Genomic DNA, 15,981 nt, shown 5'->3' with positions numbered 1-15,981 from the left:
GTCGGTTCAGTGGTCCAAGCGGTCGGGATCGGCGTCGTTACCGTTCCGTCGACCGCCGGGCCTCCCCCAGCATGCGCGCCGCTCTGCGCGTGGCGCGCGTAGGGCCCGTGGAGCGCGACGGGCGCGAAGGTCCCGTGGCGGGCGAAGGGCCCGTGGAGCGCGAGGGGCGCGATCGCCCGTGGCGCGCGGAGGCCCGTGGCGCGCGCTGTCAGGTGCGCGCCCCACGGGCCGGTCGGGTGGCGGCCGTCAGGCCGTGGTGATGCGCCGGACCGCTTCGGCGGTCAGGGCGCGGGGGTGCGGTTGGCCGTTGTCCAGAGCGCGGTGCAGTGTGAGGCCCTCGATGAGAGCGTCGAGCTGGCGGGCGGTGTCCGGGTCGAAGTGGCGCTCCAGCAGCTCGCGGCTGCGGCGCATCCACGCCTGTGTCAGTTCCTGGTACTCCGGGCGCCGGGCGGCGAGAGTGTAGAGCTCCTGTGCCAGGACCAGGTCGCGCCGCGCGCCCTCGGAGACCGCGTGGACGAGGTCGGTCACGGCTTCCCGGGCCTGCTCAGGGGTCTCGGCCCCGCTCAGGTACCGCTCGAAGACGGCCACGATCTGGTCGGCGAACCGTGTGAAGGCTTCACGGAGCAGCTCGTCCTTGCCGCTGAAGTGGTAGGTCATCGAGCCGAGGGGAACGCCCGCACGGGTGGCGATCTTGCGGTGGGAGACCCCGGCCACGCCTTCCTCCGCGACGTGGTCGAGCGTGGCGACGAGGATGCGTTCGCGGCGCTGCGGGTCGGTGTGTCCGGTGCTCACGCGCCGTACCTCACAGGGTGCGAATCGGCCGTGCGGGGCTTCCCACGGCGACGACGTTCGCGGGGATGTCCTTGGTCACGACCGCGCCGGCGCCGATCACGCTGTTGTCCCCGATCGTCACGCCGGGGCAGACGATGACGCCGCCGCCGAGCCAGACGTTGTTCCCGATGGTGATGGGCCGCGCGGCCTCCAGCTTGTCGCGGCGCGGCTGCGGCTCCAACGGGTGCGTGGGGGTCAGCAATTGCACGTTCGGACCGATCTGGCAGTCCTCGCCGATGACGATCGACGCGACATCCAGCGCGGTCAGATTGAAGTTCACGAACGTGCGGGCGCCGATCGTGATGTTGCTGCCGTAGTCGACGTGGAGCGGTGGCCGTACGTGCGCCTCAGGCCCGACCGAACCCAGCAGCTCGGCCAGCACCGGCTCGGCGGCCCGCGCGTCCTCGACGTAGGCGGCCTGGTAGCGGGCGGCCAGACGCACGGCGCGCTGCTGCCGCTCGGCGATCTCGGGGTCGTCGGCGATGTAGAGGTCCCCGGCCAGCATGCGTTCGAGGTTGGTGCGGGGGTCGTGCGCGAAGTAGTCCGTCGGCATGACGACCACGATACCCCGTAGAGCGTACGAACGTACACTCGGGGGCGTGCCGACATCTCGCCGACGTCGGGCACAGCCGGGTTCCGCGCACGCTGACGACCCTCGTCGGGCCTGCCCGCGAGGCGGGTGGCCCGACCGAGCGGTCAGCCTGGGGCGCGGAAGGCCGTGACGACGTAGTAGTCCAGCGCGCCTTCCCGGTACGCCTTCAGGAAGTTCCGGGGCCACGTGCCCGGCTTCCATTGGTCCGACAGCCAGCGGTCCCAGCCCTCCCACACCTCCGGGCCGATGGAGACCGCCCGCGCGTCCGTCAGACCCGCCCGGGTGAACGCCTCCGCCAGCAGGGTGACGGGGCGGGCGATGTCCAGGCCGTCGGCGTACGACGCGAGGAGATCCGCGAGTCGGGCGCCGTGGGCCGGGTCGTCGTCCGGGGTGAAGAAGCTCGCGACGGCGACCCGCCCGCCGGGGGCCAGGACCCGCGCCGACTCGTGGGCGAAGGCGACCAGGTCGTCGAAGTGCTGCGCCGCCTCCACGCTGTACACGCGGTCGAACTCGCCGTCCCCGAGGGGCATGTCCTCCGCCGCGCCCCGGACGAACCCGAGCTTCGGCGGAGAGGCGTCCAGCAGTGCCGCGTTGGTCTTGCGTGCGCGGTCCAGCTGCTGGGGGTGAATGTCCATGCCCGTGATGTGTGCGGGCTCGTACTCGCGCAGCGCCAGCGCGCACCCGACGCCGAGCCCGCAGCCGACCTCGAGCACCCTCCTGCCGTCGAGCGGCCCAACCGCGTCGAGTACACGCCGGTACAAGTCCTGCTGGCTGCGGACACGATCGTCGACCGAGATCGGTCCGGCGAGGTCGATCGCACTCCAGGACCCGAAGTTGATGAAGCCTCCAGCGAAGACCGGAACCGAGCTGAGGTCGGCCGGCCCATACGTTTCCCGCACGGTTGCCCGCATGTCCACCGATTCCGCCACAGGCGTCACCTCCACGGCAAGTGTGACGGCCGGGACACCCCGTGTCGACGGCGCCACGGGTCGAGCCGGCCCTTTCCGGACACGCAGCACGGCCTGCGCCGGTACGGGGAGGAGATCAGGTCAGGGGCGATCCGTATCGGAAGTCTGTCGCCGGTCAGCCGATTCCCTGCCGGTCCGGTCTCAGGGCGAACTCTCGATCGGCATCTGTCTGTGCCGCGTTGCCGACGTTCTCGCTCAGCAGTTCCCTGTGGCGGCGCAGCGGGGGGTGGCGGTCGGGGGGCGTGACCCTGAGAAGGTCGTCGAGGCCGGCGAGCACGCGACGGGAGACCTGGGGGTTGCCGGCGCAGCACACGCGTACCTCGGCGAAGCCGAGATCCACGAGGGTGGTCCAGGTGGGGAGCGGCTGCAGCAGCCGGACCTCCGCGGAGCGGTCCCTGTGGACGGCTGCTCCCAGCGGCAGACGGCTGAACACCGCCAGCAGCTGGACGGTGCGGTCCAGCGCTTGAACGGCGGTGGTGGGGTCGTTGACGGCCGCGGACAAGGCGCGCAGCGCGATGTCGGAGAGCTGGCGCAGGCCGAAGCCCAGGTCCATGCTGTTCACGGTGCGTTCGGCTCCCACCGACACGATGTGACGCATGGATCCCGGGGAGACCGTGGAGCCGTCCGGAACGGCCAGCAGAGGTGTGCCGGGGACGAGGAAGTCGCCGATGCGGGGGATCACACGGAGGACCGTTCCCTGCTTGCGGGCGAGGGCCACGAGCCGGGCCGTGTCCACGCCCTGGAGGACGCCCGCCCGGCCCTCGTGGACGAGGACCCTGGATCGGGGAAGGGCGTCCGCCGCCTCCCGGTCGGTCGTCTCCGGGAGGTGGGCCATCGCCCTCTGCGCCTCGTCCGCGATGCGGGCCACGACGTGGCCCACCCGCATCAGGCGCAGGGTGGCGTTCACGTAGAGGACGAACAGGAGCAGGCTGAGGGCGACCATCAGGAGGGTGAGCACCGACTGGACCAGCGGCACGCTGACGAGGGCGCTGGGGTCAGGTGCGCTGTCGTAGGAGGACAGGACCAGCAGGGTCAGGACGAACGTGGCGAGAAAGACGGCGAAGGTGGCCTTGGTGATCCTGCTGCGGACGAAGAGACGCACCACCCGGGGTGTGAGCTGGCCGCTCGCCATCTGCACGGCGACCAGCGAGATGCTGAAGACGACGCCGATGAACGTCATCATGGCGGAACTCACCGTGCTCACGACACCCTTGGCATCGTCGGTGAACCTCTGCAGCTCCACGAGCATGTCGAATTCCCCGCTCTGCTTCAGCTCCTCCACGACGAGCGAGTCGAGTTCCGCGGCTGCCAGCCAGATGAGGAACACCCCCACCATCGCGAGAGCCGGAGCGAGCCAGAACGTGTCGCGCAGGTGCTGCCTGAAGCGGGACAGGAGCATGCGGAGGGAGGGAGCCCGGGCCACGACCATGTCACTCATGGCGGAACGATAGGTGCACCCGGGGCGGTCGGACCGGCTCCCGTGGGGCGGCGGCCGGTGGCGTGTCGCTCACGGTGGGCGGCGGGGGGCCTCGTGGACGCGAGAGAGCGCCGTCGGGTCCCACGGATCACGACCGCCGGCGGCACGTCGGCCGTCGGCGCTCCGTGACCGACGTGGTTGCGGGTTCGAATCGGGCTTCTGGGACAGGATGGGACACGTGACGTTGTCCGACGCCGTGTACCTGGCTGCGGGAATCGCCGCTCTGGGCGCGGCGGTGGTTCCCCGGCTCGTGCTGCACAGGCCGCTGTCGATGCCGATGGTGTTCCTGGCGGCGGGGATGCTCCTCGGCTTCCTCCCCGTGCCGGCCGTGGACCCCGTGGACGCGCGCTTGTGGGTGGAACACACCACGGAGCTGTGCGTCATCGTGTCCCTGATGGGTGCGGGGCTCGCGTTGAACAGACCTGTCGGCCTGCGCCGGTGGGCGGGACCGTGGCGGCTGCTGGGCATCAGCATGCCGCTCACGATCGCGGCGTTGGGTGCCGCCGCCGCGATGCTCCTGGAGTGGCCGCTGGCGGCCGCCCTGCTGCTCGCGGCGGTGCTGTCACCGACGGATCCGGTGCTGGCCGCCGAGGTGCGCGTGGGCGAGCCCACCGACGATCCGGACGACGAGGACGAGGTCCGGCTCTCCCTCACCGCCGAGGCCGGGCTGAACGACGGACTCGCCTTCCCCTTCGTCCTGGGCGCCCTCGCCTTCGCCGCCGCGCCGGCGGGGACGGCGTCCTGGACCGCGGAGTGGCTCCTGGTCGACGTACTGGCCCGCACGGCCATCGGTGTCGTGATCGGCATCCTCACCGGCCGGCTGCTGAGGTGGATGTTCTTCCACGCACGGCCCCCGGCGCTGCGCCTGTCCGAGCACATGGAGGGGTTCGTCGCCCTGGGCGCCACGTTCGTGGCGTACGGCGCGGCCGAACTGCTGCACGGCTACGGATTCCTCGCCGTGTTCGTCACCGCCTGCACCATCCGGGCCGCCGAACGCAGCCACGGTTACCACAAGGTCCTGCACGAGTTCACCGAACAGATCGAACGCCTCCTGACCGCCCTCCTCCTCTTCCTGCTCGGCGTCTACCTCGTCGCACACGGCCTGCCCTCCCTCACCTGGCAGGGCGCGCTGCTCGGGCTGCTCCTCATCCTGCTGATCCGGCCGGCCGCCGGGTACGCGGGTCTGCTCGGCAGCGACACCGAGCCGCGTGAACGCCTGATGATCGCCGTGTTCGGGATCCGAGGCATCGGCTCCCTCTACTACCTCGCCTACGTCCTCGGCCACAGCGACGACTTCGACGCACAGGCGGAAGAGCTCTGGGCGATCGTCGCCTTCACCGTCCTGCTGTCCGTCGTGTTCCACGGCGCCGCCGCGACACCCGCGATCCGCCGATTGGATCGTCCACGCGAGTGACCCGCGCCGAGCGGTCGATGTGCCTGGCCAATCGGGGTACGGCGCTGCGCCGGCGGTACCAGCACACGGGCGCGGCTCGTGACGCGCGGGAAGCGGAGCCGTCCTGCGGGAGGCGGTGGCCGCGGAACCGGACGGAAGCCCCGGGTACGGCCGCCACCTGTCAGCGCTCGCCGAGCTGTTGTGCGCGCGCCACCAGCGCACCCGCGATCGAGGCACTGAAGTCGAGGCACTGCGGTCGAGGCGATCGCGGCCTGGCAGCGGGCGGCCCGGCTGCCCGTGCCGACGGCCCGGCTGGAGCGGGTCCGTCACGTCCTGGACGCACCCGACAGCATCGGAGCCCCCGCCCCGCCGCCTTCGAGTCCCCTCGCCGACGGTTCTCTCGCGGGTACGCCCTCACCGGACCTCGCGTCGTCCTCCGCCTGGCTGGAGCACCACGACGCCGCGGACCACCGCGCGGCACCGGCCCGCGCGTGGGATGAGCTGATCGAAGACGCACATCGCCTGCCACAGCAGCCAGGACTGCGGGGAGCCGTCCCGCGCCGGTCTGTATCTGCACGACGGCGTCCTGACGGTGGCCGAACTCGCCACCGTCAGGACCGAAGGGCCTGGGGAACGCGCCTACTTGTCCGCCTGCGCGACGGCCACCGGAGGAGTGGACGCGCCCGATGAGGCGATCACACTCGCCCACGCCCTTCAGACCACCGGCTACCGGCAGGTGGTCGCCACCCTGTGGAGCGGGCTTCTACACCCGGACACATGGGCGCCTGAGCCCGCCCGATGTCAATCGCGCGCCTTCACGTCGGCGGAGGCGGCTCCCGTCGGTTTCAGCTGGACCCAGCCGGCCGTGCTCGGTGCGCCTTCCTCGTTGAGGAGGAAGAGCATGTAGTAGCCGGGCGGGGCGGCGGCGGCACTCGGCGGGGCCTGGAGCTCCAGGAAGTTGCCACCGCGGCTCTTGATGCGGAGTTCGAGGTGGCGCTGGCTGGTGTTGACCGAGTGGGTGGCGGTGGTCGGCGCCAGCAGCACGGCACGCGTGACCTCGCCGGGCGTGCTGGTGCTCACCGTGATCTTGTCGTTGTAGCCGACGCTGGGGTTGAAGATCAGGCCGAGCGAGGGGCGGCTGCCCTGGTGGAGGTAGGCCGGTTCGTAGATCTCGATGCTGCCGTAGTTGTTGTCGGTGATGTCGGGGTCGTTGGCGAGCTGCTGGAGCTCGTCGCCCGTGACCATCACGCGGCCGTCCGGGAGGACCACGGCGTTGGAGTGGTAGCCGCGGGGCAGCCGCTGGACGGGGCCGAGCTTCCAGTCGCCGTTCTCGTCGCGCAGCTCGACCTGTCGGTACTTGAGGTCGGCGTTGGGGTTGTACGGGCCGTTGCCGTAGTCGCGGATGTCGAAGGCGCCGTTGACGGTGAGCAGGTTGCCGTTCGGCAGGAGCAGGGTGTCGTCCTGCGTACGGCCGAGGGCGCGGGGCTTCTCGGTGTTCCACTTGCCGCCGGCCAGCCGGTAGGTGTTGGGGTCGTCGCGGTCGCCGCCGAGGACCAGGACCGAGTCGGGGCCGCGGAAGCCGGCGGGCAGCGGGACGGCGGAGCCGTAGTTGCGCCGCCATTCGCCGCCGTCGGGGCCGGGCTTGTGCTTGTTGATGTCCGGCCGGTTCGGCAGGTCGGTCCGGGTGTCGGCGGCGGTGTCGAAGATCCACTGCTGGTCGACGGAGCGGCCGAGACCGTAGATCTTCCCGTCGCGCAGCGAGAACAGGTGGGGGTAGTCCCACTTGAAGGGGGCTTCGGTCCTGAGCCGGTCCACTGCCCAGCCGATCGGCTTGACCGCCTTGTCGAAGGGCACGGGATGGTTCGCCGCGGGGAAGCGCTCGACGAGCGGTGTGGGCGTGCCCCAGCCGAGCTCCGACTGGCCCGACATGATCACCTGTCGGCCGTCGGCGCCGGTGACCACGGTCGGGTACCACCGGCCGACGGCCATGTCCTGGTTCAGGTACCACTGCTCCGTCCACGGGTCGAACACCAGGGACAGCTTGGCGCCGCTGCCGCCGTTGCCGCCGAGGTTGCCGCCGAAGACGCCGAGCATGCCGTTGGGCAGGAAGGAGTGACCGGCGCAGAAGAACGGGGCGGGCCGGGGCTCGTTCTTGCCGTCGGGCATGTCGATGACCGGCGGCTTCTTCTCGGTGAACGCGCCGGCTCCGGTGCCCTTGGCCGGATCCCAGATCCAGGCGCGGCCCGCGTTCTCCTTGCCGATGGTGTCGGTGGGGGCGGGCTCCTTCTGCGGGTTGTCCTGGATGCGTTCGAAGGAGAACAGCAGGACCTTGCCGGTGGGGAGCAGCGCGATGTGGGCCGCGAAGTCCGGGGACTGGAAGTACTCCCGGAACCGGCCGAACTCGGCGGCGTCGAAGGACGCGTTGTGCTTCGCCTGCGAGGCGGTCAGTGCCTTGAGCCGCTCGGTCCTGGTGGTCTGCGGATACTCGCCGACGTCGGCCAGGGCCATGCGCGTACGGGCGTGCTCCTCGGCGTGCTCCTCGCCGAGCGTCGCGGCCTCGTCCTTGTCGAGGGTGACCTGTGCGGTCGCGGCCCGGGAGGCGGGCGCGTAGGGAAAGGCGTCGCCCTCCTCTCCGGGGCCGGTGTGGGCGCGTACGGGGCCTGCCGACGTCAGGGCCATGGAGGCGGCCATCGCCGTGGCGGCGCTGAGCGAGAGCACCGTGGCGAGCTTCCGGCGTGGGGGCGGAGGTGGATTCCTGCGGGACATCGGACTCCTTGCCTGGGGAGGATGCGGACACGGCCGCTTCCGACCGGTGGGGTCGGGGGGACTGGGGCCGAGCCGGAATCACCGAACCGTTACGTAAGGTGACGATCTTCAGTTTCGCGGCGGGATATCCAGCTGTCATCCGGAGACACGCAGGCGGGTGACCCCCGCGACGACGCCCCCTCAGAAAGCAGCTGACCTGCCTCGTTACGGCGACAAACGGGTGGCAGGGAGGCGGCGGACGGCTCAATCCACCGAGCTCCTCCTGGAAGGGCATACAGAGACGCGCAAGTCTTTCACTACTCTGCGCAACCGTCGCGGAGGTGTCGATCTTCTGGAGAGAGCATGGTGGACGATCTCGAGCTGCGTGACAGCGACGACATCCAGGGCGACGTGATCGCCGGCTTCAAGAAGGACCAGGTGACCCTGCTGTTCCTCGCGTTCGAGGACGCCGCGAGGGCGCGCACCTGGGTCAAGTCGCTGGAACCGCAGATCTCCACGACGAGGCAGGTCGCGACGTTCAACGCCGCCTTCAGCAAGGCCCGGAAGGCGTCGGAAGGCGACGACCCCAAGTCGCTGAAGGCGACCTGGATCAACGTCAGCTTCACCTACGCGGGCCTGCGTGAGCTGATCGGGAAGGAACCGCTGCCCTCCGTCAGGCCGGGCAGCGGCCTGGAGGCGTTCAAGCAGGGCTCGGACAAGCGGGCCATCGGCGACACCGGCGACAGCTCGCCGGAGCTGTGGCTCTTCGGCGACGGCAAGGGCCAGGTCGTCCACGCCGTGCTCACCATCGCCTCCGACACCGTCCAGGACCTTCAGGCGACGGTCAGACAGCAGCGCGAGGCGTGCGCGGCGAGCAAGATCGTGATCGTGTTCCAGCAGGACGCCGCGACGCTTCCCGGCAGCCGGAGGGGCAAGGAGCACTTCGGCTTCAAGGACGGCGTCAGCGAGCCGGGCGTGATCGGCTTCGACGCACCGGACCCGGTCAGGCCCGAGTACGTCGAGGGGCACCCCGGCACCCGGCTGATCCCGCCCGGCGAGTTCGTCGTCGGGCTCGACCGGGTCGGCGGCGTCCCGCACGAGACCCCCGCGTGGGCCGACCACGGCAGTTTCCAGGTGGTACGCCGGCTCGGCCAGGACGTCCCGGGCTTCTGGTCCCAGGTCGCCACACAGCTGAAGGCGCTCAAGAAGGACAAGGTGGTGCCGCCCGAGGCGACCGTGGAATGGCTGGCCGCCCGCCTCGTCGGCCGATGGCGCTCGGGTACGCCCGTCGCCACCTGTCCCCACGCCGACCGGCCCTCCAACGCGCTGTCCGGCGAGGACAACGACTTCGGCTTCCGCAACGACCCCGAGGGCTTCATCACCCCGCTCTTCTCGCACCTGCGCAAGACCAACCCGCGCGACGGCCTCCAGGAAAGGCCGGGCGATCCCCCGTTCGACGAGAACCCGGTGATGGACCGCCGCCGGATCATCCGCCGCGGCGCCCCGTACGGCGCGCCCTTCGACCCCGCGTCGGAGGGGCCGGGCGGGCCGGACGAGAAGCGCGGCCTGCTGTTCGTCTGCTACCAGTCCGATCTCGTCCAGCAGTTCGAGTTCATCCAGCGGGCGTGGATCGACAGCCCGGACTTCCCGCCCAACCGGACCAGCAAGCCGGGCCCTGACGGCATGGTCGGCGCCGCCGGCACGCTCAGCTTCGAGACGCCCGGCAAGACCACCCCCCTGACCCTGAGCCAGTTCGTCGTGACCGAGGGCTCCGTCTACGCCTTCGCGCCGTCACTGACCCTGCTGCGCCTGCTCGGTGACGGCCGGCTCACCGACCAACCTCCCGCCGCCGTCCGGCCGACCGACGCCTTCCTGCCCATCCCCGACCTGCAGAGGACGGACGGCAAGAGCTGGTACTGGGCGTACGGGACGGGCAACGACGGCGTTCCGGTCTGCCGGACCTTCTCCATCGCCGACGGCGACGCGCACACGGACGTGCGCGAGCGCCCCGACCGGCCGCTGAGCGCCTGGCCCTGCTACGACGGGGTGACGAAGGTCGACGCGATCCTGCCCGTCCCGGACGAGCAGCGGATCAACGGGCGCAGCCGGTACTGGCTGTTCCACACCGTCGCGGGCCGTCAGGTGTACCGGCTCATCTCGATCGCCGACGGCGCCGAGACCGGCCTCCCGCCCGAGCGGGCCGGCCGGATCGACCGCCCCGACCGTTCCCTCGGCGCCTGGCAGTCGCTCGCCGGCGTGCAACGGGTCGACGCCTTCCTACCGGTACCCGATCTGCAACGGGTCAACGGCAAGAGCTGGTACTGGGTGTTCCACTCCCTGGTGGACACCCAGGTCTACCGGCTCGTCTCGGTCGCCGACGGCGCCGCTCACCAGGACGTCATCGAACGCGGCGACCGCGGGCTCGACCTGTGGCGATCGCTCGCCGGGGTGACCCGGGTCGACGAGTTCCTCGCGGTACCGGACATGCAGCGGATCAACGGCATGAGCCTGTTCTGGGTGTTCCACCAGGACAAGTACCGGATCATCGTGATCCGCGACGGCCGCGGCCACGAGGACCAGATCACCGTCGAGGACCGCCCGCTGACCCTGTGGACGTCCCTGACGGGCTGACGACCCGGCCCCGGGGGCTCGGTCCCCGGGGCTCGGTGGCGGTTCGGCCGTCCACCACGCGCGGTTCAGAGGCGCTTGGCGCTGCGGAGGGTCTTGGCGTAGTAGCCGTTGCCGTCGAGGCGGGAGACACCGCCGATGTCGCCGATGGTGGGTCCGTTGACCTCTTCCCGGCTGGAGATGAAGATCAGGTGTCCTTCGGTGTCGTGGCCGAGGACCATGCCCACGTGGTCGAGCCGGTTGCCCGTGCGGGTGTCGAGCTTGAAGAAGACGAGGTCGCCCGGCTGGAGCTGGTCGATGGTGGTGGGGCGGTCCCCGGCCGTGATGCCCGTGAGGGGGAGGATGTCCGCACCCTCGCCGGAGCGGGCCATGCCGTTGGCGGTACGGGGCAGGCCGTCGCCCGCGGTGTCCGAGGACATCAGGGGGTAGCGGGCGCGGTAGCCCCAGACCATGCGGATGTAGCCGGAGCAGTCGAGGGAGCGGGCGCGCATGGTCTCGGGTGCGCCGACGGTGCCGTCCCGGAAGGGGTAGGGCGTGCCGAGGAAGTCGTAGAAGTCGGACTGTTCGAGGCGCAGGTCGCCGTTCCGGGTACCGGAGGTGTTCAGGGGGCCGAACTGCGCGTCGCCCGCGATGACGAGGCCCTGGGCGTCCTTGCGCTGGGGGGCTCCCGCGATGTACTGGAAGGCGACGGCGAAGACGTCGTCCTTCTTGCTGGTGGCGTTCTCGGCGTACCAGTCTTTGAACCACCGGGCGTTCTGGGCGTCCTTGGTCCAGGGCTTCGGCATGAGGCGGACCCAGTCGGTCGTGGAGACCTTGGACGCGGTCGCGGCCGGTTCGGCGAAGGTACGGGCGGGACCCTTGAGGGTCGCGGTGCGGGCGCCGTCCGTCAGGACGGCCTTGACCCGGCCGTCGGCTCCCCTGAGCACGCTGCGCGCGGGGTTCTCCAGCCGGGTCCACCGCTCGGCGGTGGTGATGGTCGTCGCCCCGGTGGACTTGCCGCCTGTTCCGTCGAGGACGCCGACGTTGCGGACCTCGGTGGCGCCGCGCTCCTCCTGCTTGCGGAGTTCGAGGGTGAGGTAGCCGGAGGTGGCGACGAGCCCCAGGACGACGAGGCCCGAGAGGACGGGGCGGGACTTCTTCTTCCCTGGCATGGTTCTTCCTCGGTTTCTCGGCGGGGCTCAGACCGCGGGCATGACGCCGAGCAGCAGGCCGGCGGCGATGACGATGTAGGCCGTCAGCGTGACGGTGCCGGTGGCCAGCAGGGTGGGACCCTTGGGCTGGCGGACCAGCTGGTAGGCGATGAGACCGGGGACGATGAAGCCCAGGGTCTGGTTTCCGTAGAGGAGCGGGAACTCGATCGACAGGACGATCATCACCGTGGCCTGGAGCAGTACGCCCAGGAGCACGACCGCGGCGAAGAGGCGCTTGCCGTAGAGGATCACGAGCTTCTGCATCAGCTTCGTGCCCGCGTAGGTCAGGGCGGTGACACCGACGACCATGGCGGCCCGCTGGAGGTCCTCGATGAGGGTCAGGGCGAGCCACCCCGGAGTGATCATGCCGCCCGGGGAGAGGTTGGTGGTCAGGTAGCACAGGAGGGAGAAGAGCAGCCCGATGGCGATGCCGAGGGCGGCCATCTCGGGGGTCAGTGCGGCGGTGGTCAACGGGGGCTCCGGGCGCGGGTACGGGAGAGGAGGCGGGAGGGCGGCGGCGAGGTCACGGGCGCGAGCGGGGCGGTTCGTCCCCGTCGGCCTGCGGCTGGAACCAGCCGAACGACTCGGGCGTGTCGGGCCGCTCGGCGGGCTGCTGCCGCACCGTGGCGCCGGTCTCGTGCGGAACGGACGCCGGCGGCGGAACAGGCGTCGGCGGCGGTCCGGACGCCCGTACGGGTCCGGACGCCGGTAGCGGTACGGACGCTGGTGCCGCATGCGGGACCTCCGTGCCCCGCGCGGGGATCCGCGGGCGCGGGAACTCGAAGGTGTGGACGTCGTCGCGGGGTTCCTCGTACGCCGTCGGGTGCGAGGTGTACGCGGCGGGCGAGGCGGCATCCGGCGGGGCGAAGGCCGTCGACGGGTCCTGTGCGTCCCCCGGGTCGGGGAGCTCGGCCGGTACCTCCTCAGAGAGTGCGGCGGAGGTGTCGTCGGCCGGCAGCTCGGCCAGGTACTCCAGCAGTTCCTCGCCCTGGCCGTGGATGTTGCCGATGGCGACAAGCGAGGAGCCGTCGGGCATGGCGGCGAGCATGGCCGGCATGAACTCCTCGGCGGGGCGGCGCTCGCCGCCGAGGTCGACCGCCTTGTGCCGCCAGTCCGCGGGGATGGCGTCGATGGCGCTCTTGGCGGGATGCCCGATGACGAAGACGTTGTCCGGCTTCAGGTCGGGGATGATCTCGCCCATCTGCCCGTTGCGCTCGACCCGGTCGGGGCGGCAATTGATGACGACGTTCAGGGGCCGGCTGATCGCGCCGAGGTCGAGGAGCTGGTTGACGTTCATCAGGGTCGACTCGGGGTCGTTGGCCGCGAACACGTTCGCGAAGGCCAGGCGGCTTCCCGTGGGGGTCGCGTACCGTTCCACCGAAAGGACGCCGGGGTCCGGCGGGGCGTCGTACATGCCCTGGAGGGCGACCTGCCGCTCGACGCCGAGGAGCTCGGCCACGGCGAGGGCGATGGCGACGTTCTCCTTGAAGGTGAACCAGCTGAAGCCCCGCAGTTCCGCGTCGGTGACCGAGTCGGGGTCGGCGTAGACGAGGCGGCAGTTCCGGGCGTCCGCTTCTTCCTGCAGGATGGAGAAACGTTCCTTCTCCGCCGTGACGCAGATGCCGTTCTCTGGCATCGAGCGGCAGAGAGACCGGGCCACGTCGTCCAGGGTGGGGCCCATCTCGGCGAGGTGGTCCTCGCGGACGTTGCACAGGACGCCGATGGTGGAGCGGATCAGCTTGCTCTGGTTGACCTCCTGCAGCGCCGGCATCACCGCCATGCACTCGATGACCAGGGCGTGGGGCCGGTAGGCGGCGGCGCGGCGCACGATGCCGATCTGCTCGACCACGTTGGCGATGCCGAACTTGCGGTAGACCGGTTCCTCGGTCGCGTCGGGGTGGATGAACCGCGCCGCCGTTCCCGTGGTCTTGGCGACGGTGACGAGACCGCCGCCGCGCAGGGCGCCCGCGCACAAGCGGGTGATGGACGACTTGCCCCGGATGCCGTTGACGAGGACCCGGGCGGGGATGACGTGGAGGGCGGCGTAGTGCCTGCGCTGTTCCACGATGCCCGCGATCAGCAGGAAGACACAGCTGATCAGCAGGACGAAGTAGAGGTAGAGCACCGCCTGGTCACCTTCCGCCCGCGCCGGCCGCGGACGGGGCGTCCGTGGACCGTCGGGCCTGGTCGTGTCGGAGGGACTGCGCCCGCTGGCGCAGGAGTTCGAGGCTGCGGACGACCGCCCCGACCTCGTCGTGGTAGCGGGGGTACAGGACCGTCTTGAGGTCGCCGTCCGCGAGCCGCTCCGCGCCGGTCGCCAGCGCCCGCAGCGGCCGTACGACCACGAGGTGGATCCAGCCGAGGCTGAGGATGGCGGCGGCGAGCCCGAGCAGCCCGGCGAGGACCCCGCGGTCCTCGCGCTCGTACGGGGTGATCTGGAAACCGGCCGCGTCCTGCCGGCTCACGACGGTCCAGCCGATGTCGGCCGCGACGCCGCCGCCGGAGAACGGGGCGGCCGCGGCCACGGTGACCCGCCCGCCCTCACGCAGGAGCAGCCCGTTCTCCACCGGCCCCGCGCCGACCCGGACCCCGGCCGCGCGGACGAGGCCGCGCAGCGCCTCCCCGGGCAGCTCCTCGAAGGCCCGGAATCCCTCGCTCGCGGCGATGGTCAGTCCGGCGGCGTCCACGACACGGACCTCGCCCAGGCCCGGCCGGGCGAGCAGCGAGTTGAGGAACTCCACCCGGATCTCCCCGACCAGGGCCTTCCCGTCGCCGTCGGGCACGGGGGCTCCCGCCTGGACGACGGGCATCTTGCCGCCCTGACCGGACACCCGGACCAGCGGCTGCTTCTCGTCGCCGCTCCACGGGTGGGGCTCGGCGCCGGCGCGGGCCGTGACGGTACCGTCCGGGGCGACCAGGGAGAGGGCCTGGTAGCGGGGGTGCTTCACGAGCGTCTCCTCGAGGAGACGGGAGGCCGCGTCGTCGCCGCCCGCCCCGAGCAGGCGGGAGGTGGAGACGAGGTCGGCCTGCGCCTCGTTGAGCGCCCGGCGGAGCCGGTCGGCGATCAGGTCCGTACGCTCCCGCTGGTCGTTGACCATGGTGGCCGGGACGCTCACCGACCCGTCCGTGCGGTTCAGGAGCAGGCCGACGGGCACGCACCAGAGCAGCAGCAGGACGCCCGTGACCACGAGCGGTCCGCGTGCCCCGATCCGGACCCTCCCGGTGGGGACGGAGGCTTCCTCCTCGCCGTTCAGCCGGCGGCGCAGGCGCTCCAGCGCCACGCCGACGCGGTGTGCCTCGCCTCGCCGCGGGACCGCGACCGGGCGGCTCAGATCCCCGCGCGCCAGGCGGCGCGATTCGAGGAAGAGCCGCAGCAGCGGCCGCTGGACGGTAGTCCACAGCACGGTGGCCGCGACCAGACCGAGCAGCACGATCGCGCCTGCGGCCGCGAGCCCGAAGAGGCGGCGGCCGGGCTCCTCCGGCTGCTGCTCGACCACGGGCAGCAGCGCGACGACCGTGAGTCCGAGCCCCGCCGCCACGCTCGGCTCGTCCTCCGGGTCCGCGGACGCCAGGGAGGCGTAGCCGGCGAGAGCGACGCGGCCGTTGTACTCGCCTCCGGCCAGAGTGCCGCTGACGCCCGGGTAGCCACGGGAACCGGGCTCCTTGGCGCGGACCGGATGCTCCTCCGTCCGCACCGCGGCCTGGTCGGCGAGGCGGGTCATCTGCTGGTGGAGGAAGGAGAGCTCCTTGCGCTCCTGGTCGGAGTTGAGGGCTTCGGCCTGCTCGAATCCGGCGGTGGCGAGCACCTCTCCGTCCTCGGCCACCACGGACATGCTGCGGAAGGGGCCGAGGTTGATGGCGGGCACGGAGAGGCTGCTCGACGCGATCAGCAGCTGCTGGGGCCGGTCGGCCCAGTCGAGGAGCGCCATGGTCATCAGCCGGACGTCGCCGGTCTCCAGCCGCACCATCCGGGGCGTCAGGGCCCGCTCGCCGACGAGGACGTCCTGGTCGAGCCAGCCGAGGGGGAGGTGCTCGCCGCGCGCGGCGAGCACCTCCCCGCTCTCCAGGTCCACGACGGTGGGGGCGGGGCCCATCTTGGATGTGCGGCGCCGGTGCCGCAGGTCCCGGGCGGGCGGGAGGGCCCCCACCGCGGTAGC

At 71.4% G+C, this 15,981-nt stretch carries 12 protein-coding genes; 3 read left to right on the top strand and 9 right to left on the bottom strand.

Annotation, left to right across the window (positions count from 1 at the left end; genetic code table 11):
• Positions 1 to 246 precede the first annotated feature (246 nt).
• The 4 genes from ACIGHB_RS32605 to ACIGHB_RS32590 form a co-directional block, all read right to left on the bottom strand.
• Positions 247 to 792, bottom strand: coding sequence for a TetR/AcrR family transcriptional regulator (locus ACIGHB_RS32605; protein WP_399918222.1), 546 nt, complete (start codon positions 790 to 792; stop codon positions 247 to 249).
• A 10-nt stretch (positions 793 to 802) separates the two neighbouring features.
• Positions 803 to 1,384 (bottom strand): sugar O-acetyltransferase, encoded by a 582-nt coding sequence (locus ACIGHB_RS32600; RefSeq protein ID WP_399918220.1) that lies wholly within the window; start codon positions 1,382 to 1,384, stop codon positions 803 to 805.
• 143 nt (positions 1,385 to 1,527) lie between these two features.
• Positions 1,528 to 2,334 (bottom strand): class I SAM-dependent methyltransferase, encoded by an 807-nt coding sequence (locus tag ACIGHB_RS32595; protein ID WP_399918218.1) that lies wholly within the window; start codon positions 2,332 to 2,334, stop codon positions 1,528 to 1,530.
• 172 nt (positions 2,335 to 2,506) lie between these two features.
• Positions 2,507 to 3,829 (bottom strand): DUF2254 domain-containing protein, encoded by a 1,323-nt coding sequence (locus ACIGHB_RS32590; RefSeq protein WP_399918216.1) that lies wholly within the window; start codon positions 3,827 to 3,829, stop codon positions 2,507 to 2,509.
• 217 nt (positions 3,830 to 4,046) lie between these two features.
• On the opposite strand from ACIGHB_RS32590, the gene ACIGHB_RS32585 reads away from it, so the two are divergent.
• Both ACIGHB_RS32585 and ACIGHB_RS32580 read left to right on the top strand, forming a co-directional pair.
• Entirely contained in the window at positions 4,047 to 5,282 is a 1,236-nt protein-coding gene (locus tag ACIGHB_RS32585) for a cation:proton antiporter (RefSeq protein ID WP_399918214.1), read from the top strand.
• Between the two features lie 496 nt (positions 5,283 to 5,778).
• A complete protein-coding gene (locus ACIGHB_RS32580) occupies positions 5,779 to 6,168 on the top strand; it encodes a CHAT domain-containing protein (RefSeq protein WP_399918320.1) in 390 nt (129 codons plus the stop codon).
• On the opposite strand, the gene ACIGHB_RS32575 is transcribed toward ACIGHB_RS32580, so the two are convergent.
• Entirely contained in the window at positions 6,063 to 8,027 is a 1,965-nt protein-coding gene (locus tag ACIGHB_RS32575) for a galactose oxidase-like domain-containing protein (protein WP_399918212.1), read from the bottom strand. The genes ACIGHB_RS32580 and ACIGHB_RS32575 overlap by 106 nt on opposite strands.
• 342 nt (positions 8,028 to 8,369) lie before the next feature.
• Here ACIGHB_RS32575 and ACIGHB_RS32570 point away from each other — a divergent pair, with 342 nt between their 5' ends.
• Entirely contained in the window at positions 8,370 to 10,637 is a 2,268-nt protein-coding gene (locus ACIGHB_RS32570) for a Dyp-type peroxidase (protein WP_399918210.1), read from the top strand.
• A gap of 65 nt (positions 10,638 to 10,702) precedes the next feature.
• Here ACIGHB_RS32570 and ACIGHB_RS32565 read toward each other — a convergent pair whose 3' ends face one another.
• The 4 genes from ACIGHB_RS32565 to ACIGHB_RS32550 form a co-directional block, all read right to left on the bottom strand.
• The gene (locus ACIGHB_RS32565; protein ID WP_399918208.1) at positions 10,703 to 11,785 is read right to left on the bottom strand and encodes a C40 family peptidase; all 1,083 of its coding nucleotides are present in this window, start codon (positions 11,783 to 11,785) and stop codon (positions 10,703 to 10,705) included.
• A 27-nt stretch (positions 11,786 to 11,812) separates the two neighbouring features.
• The gene (locus ACIGHB_RS32560) at positions 11,813 to 12,295 is read right to left on the bottom strand and encodes a poly-gamma-glutamate biosynthesis protein PgsC/CapC (protein WP_388881596.1); all 483 of its coding nucleotides are present in this window, start codon (positions 12,293 to 12,295) and stop codon (positions 11,813 to 11,815) included.
• 52 nt (positions 12,296 to 12,347) lie between these two features.
• On the bottom strand, positions 12,348 to 13,949 hold the full coding sequence (gene pgsB, locus ACIGHB_RS32555) for a poly-gamma-glutamate synthase PgsB (RefSeq protein ID WP_399918206.1): 1,602 nt from the start codon (positions 13,947 to 13,949) through the stop codon (positions 12,348 to 12,350).
• Between the two features lie 7 nt (positions 13,950 to 13,956).
• The coding region (locus ACIGHB_RS32550) for a HAMP domain-containing protein (protein ID WP_399918204.1) at positions 13,957 to 15,981 on the bottom strand (2,025 nt) is incomplete at its 5' end.

Origin of the sequence: Streptomyces sp. NPDC085460 (genome assembly GCF_044541975.1) — a bacterium.
Lineage (GTDB): Bacteria > Actinomycetota > Actinomycetes > Streptomycetales > Streptomycetaceae > Streptomyces.
The sequence above is the reverse complement of the archived record's forward strand: the minus strand, read 5'-3'. Positions and strand labels throughout refer to the sequence as shown.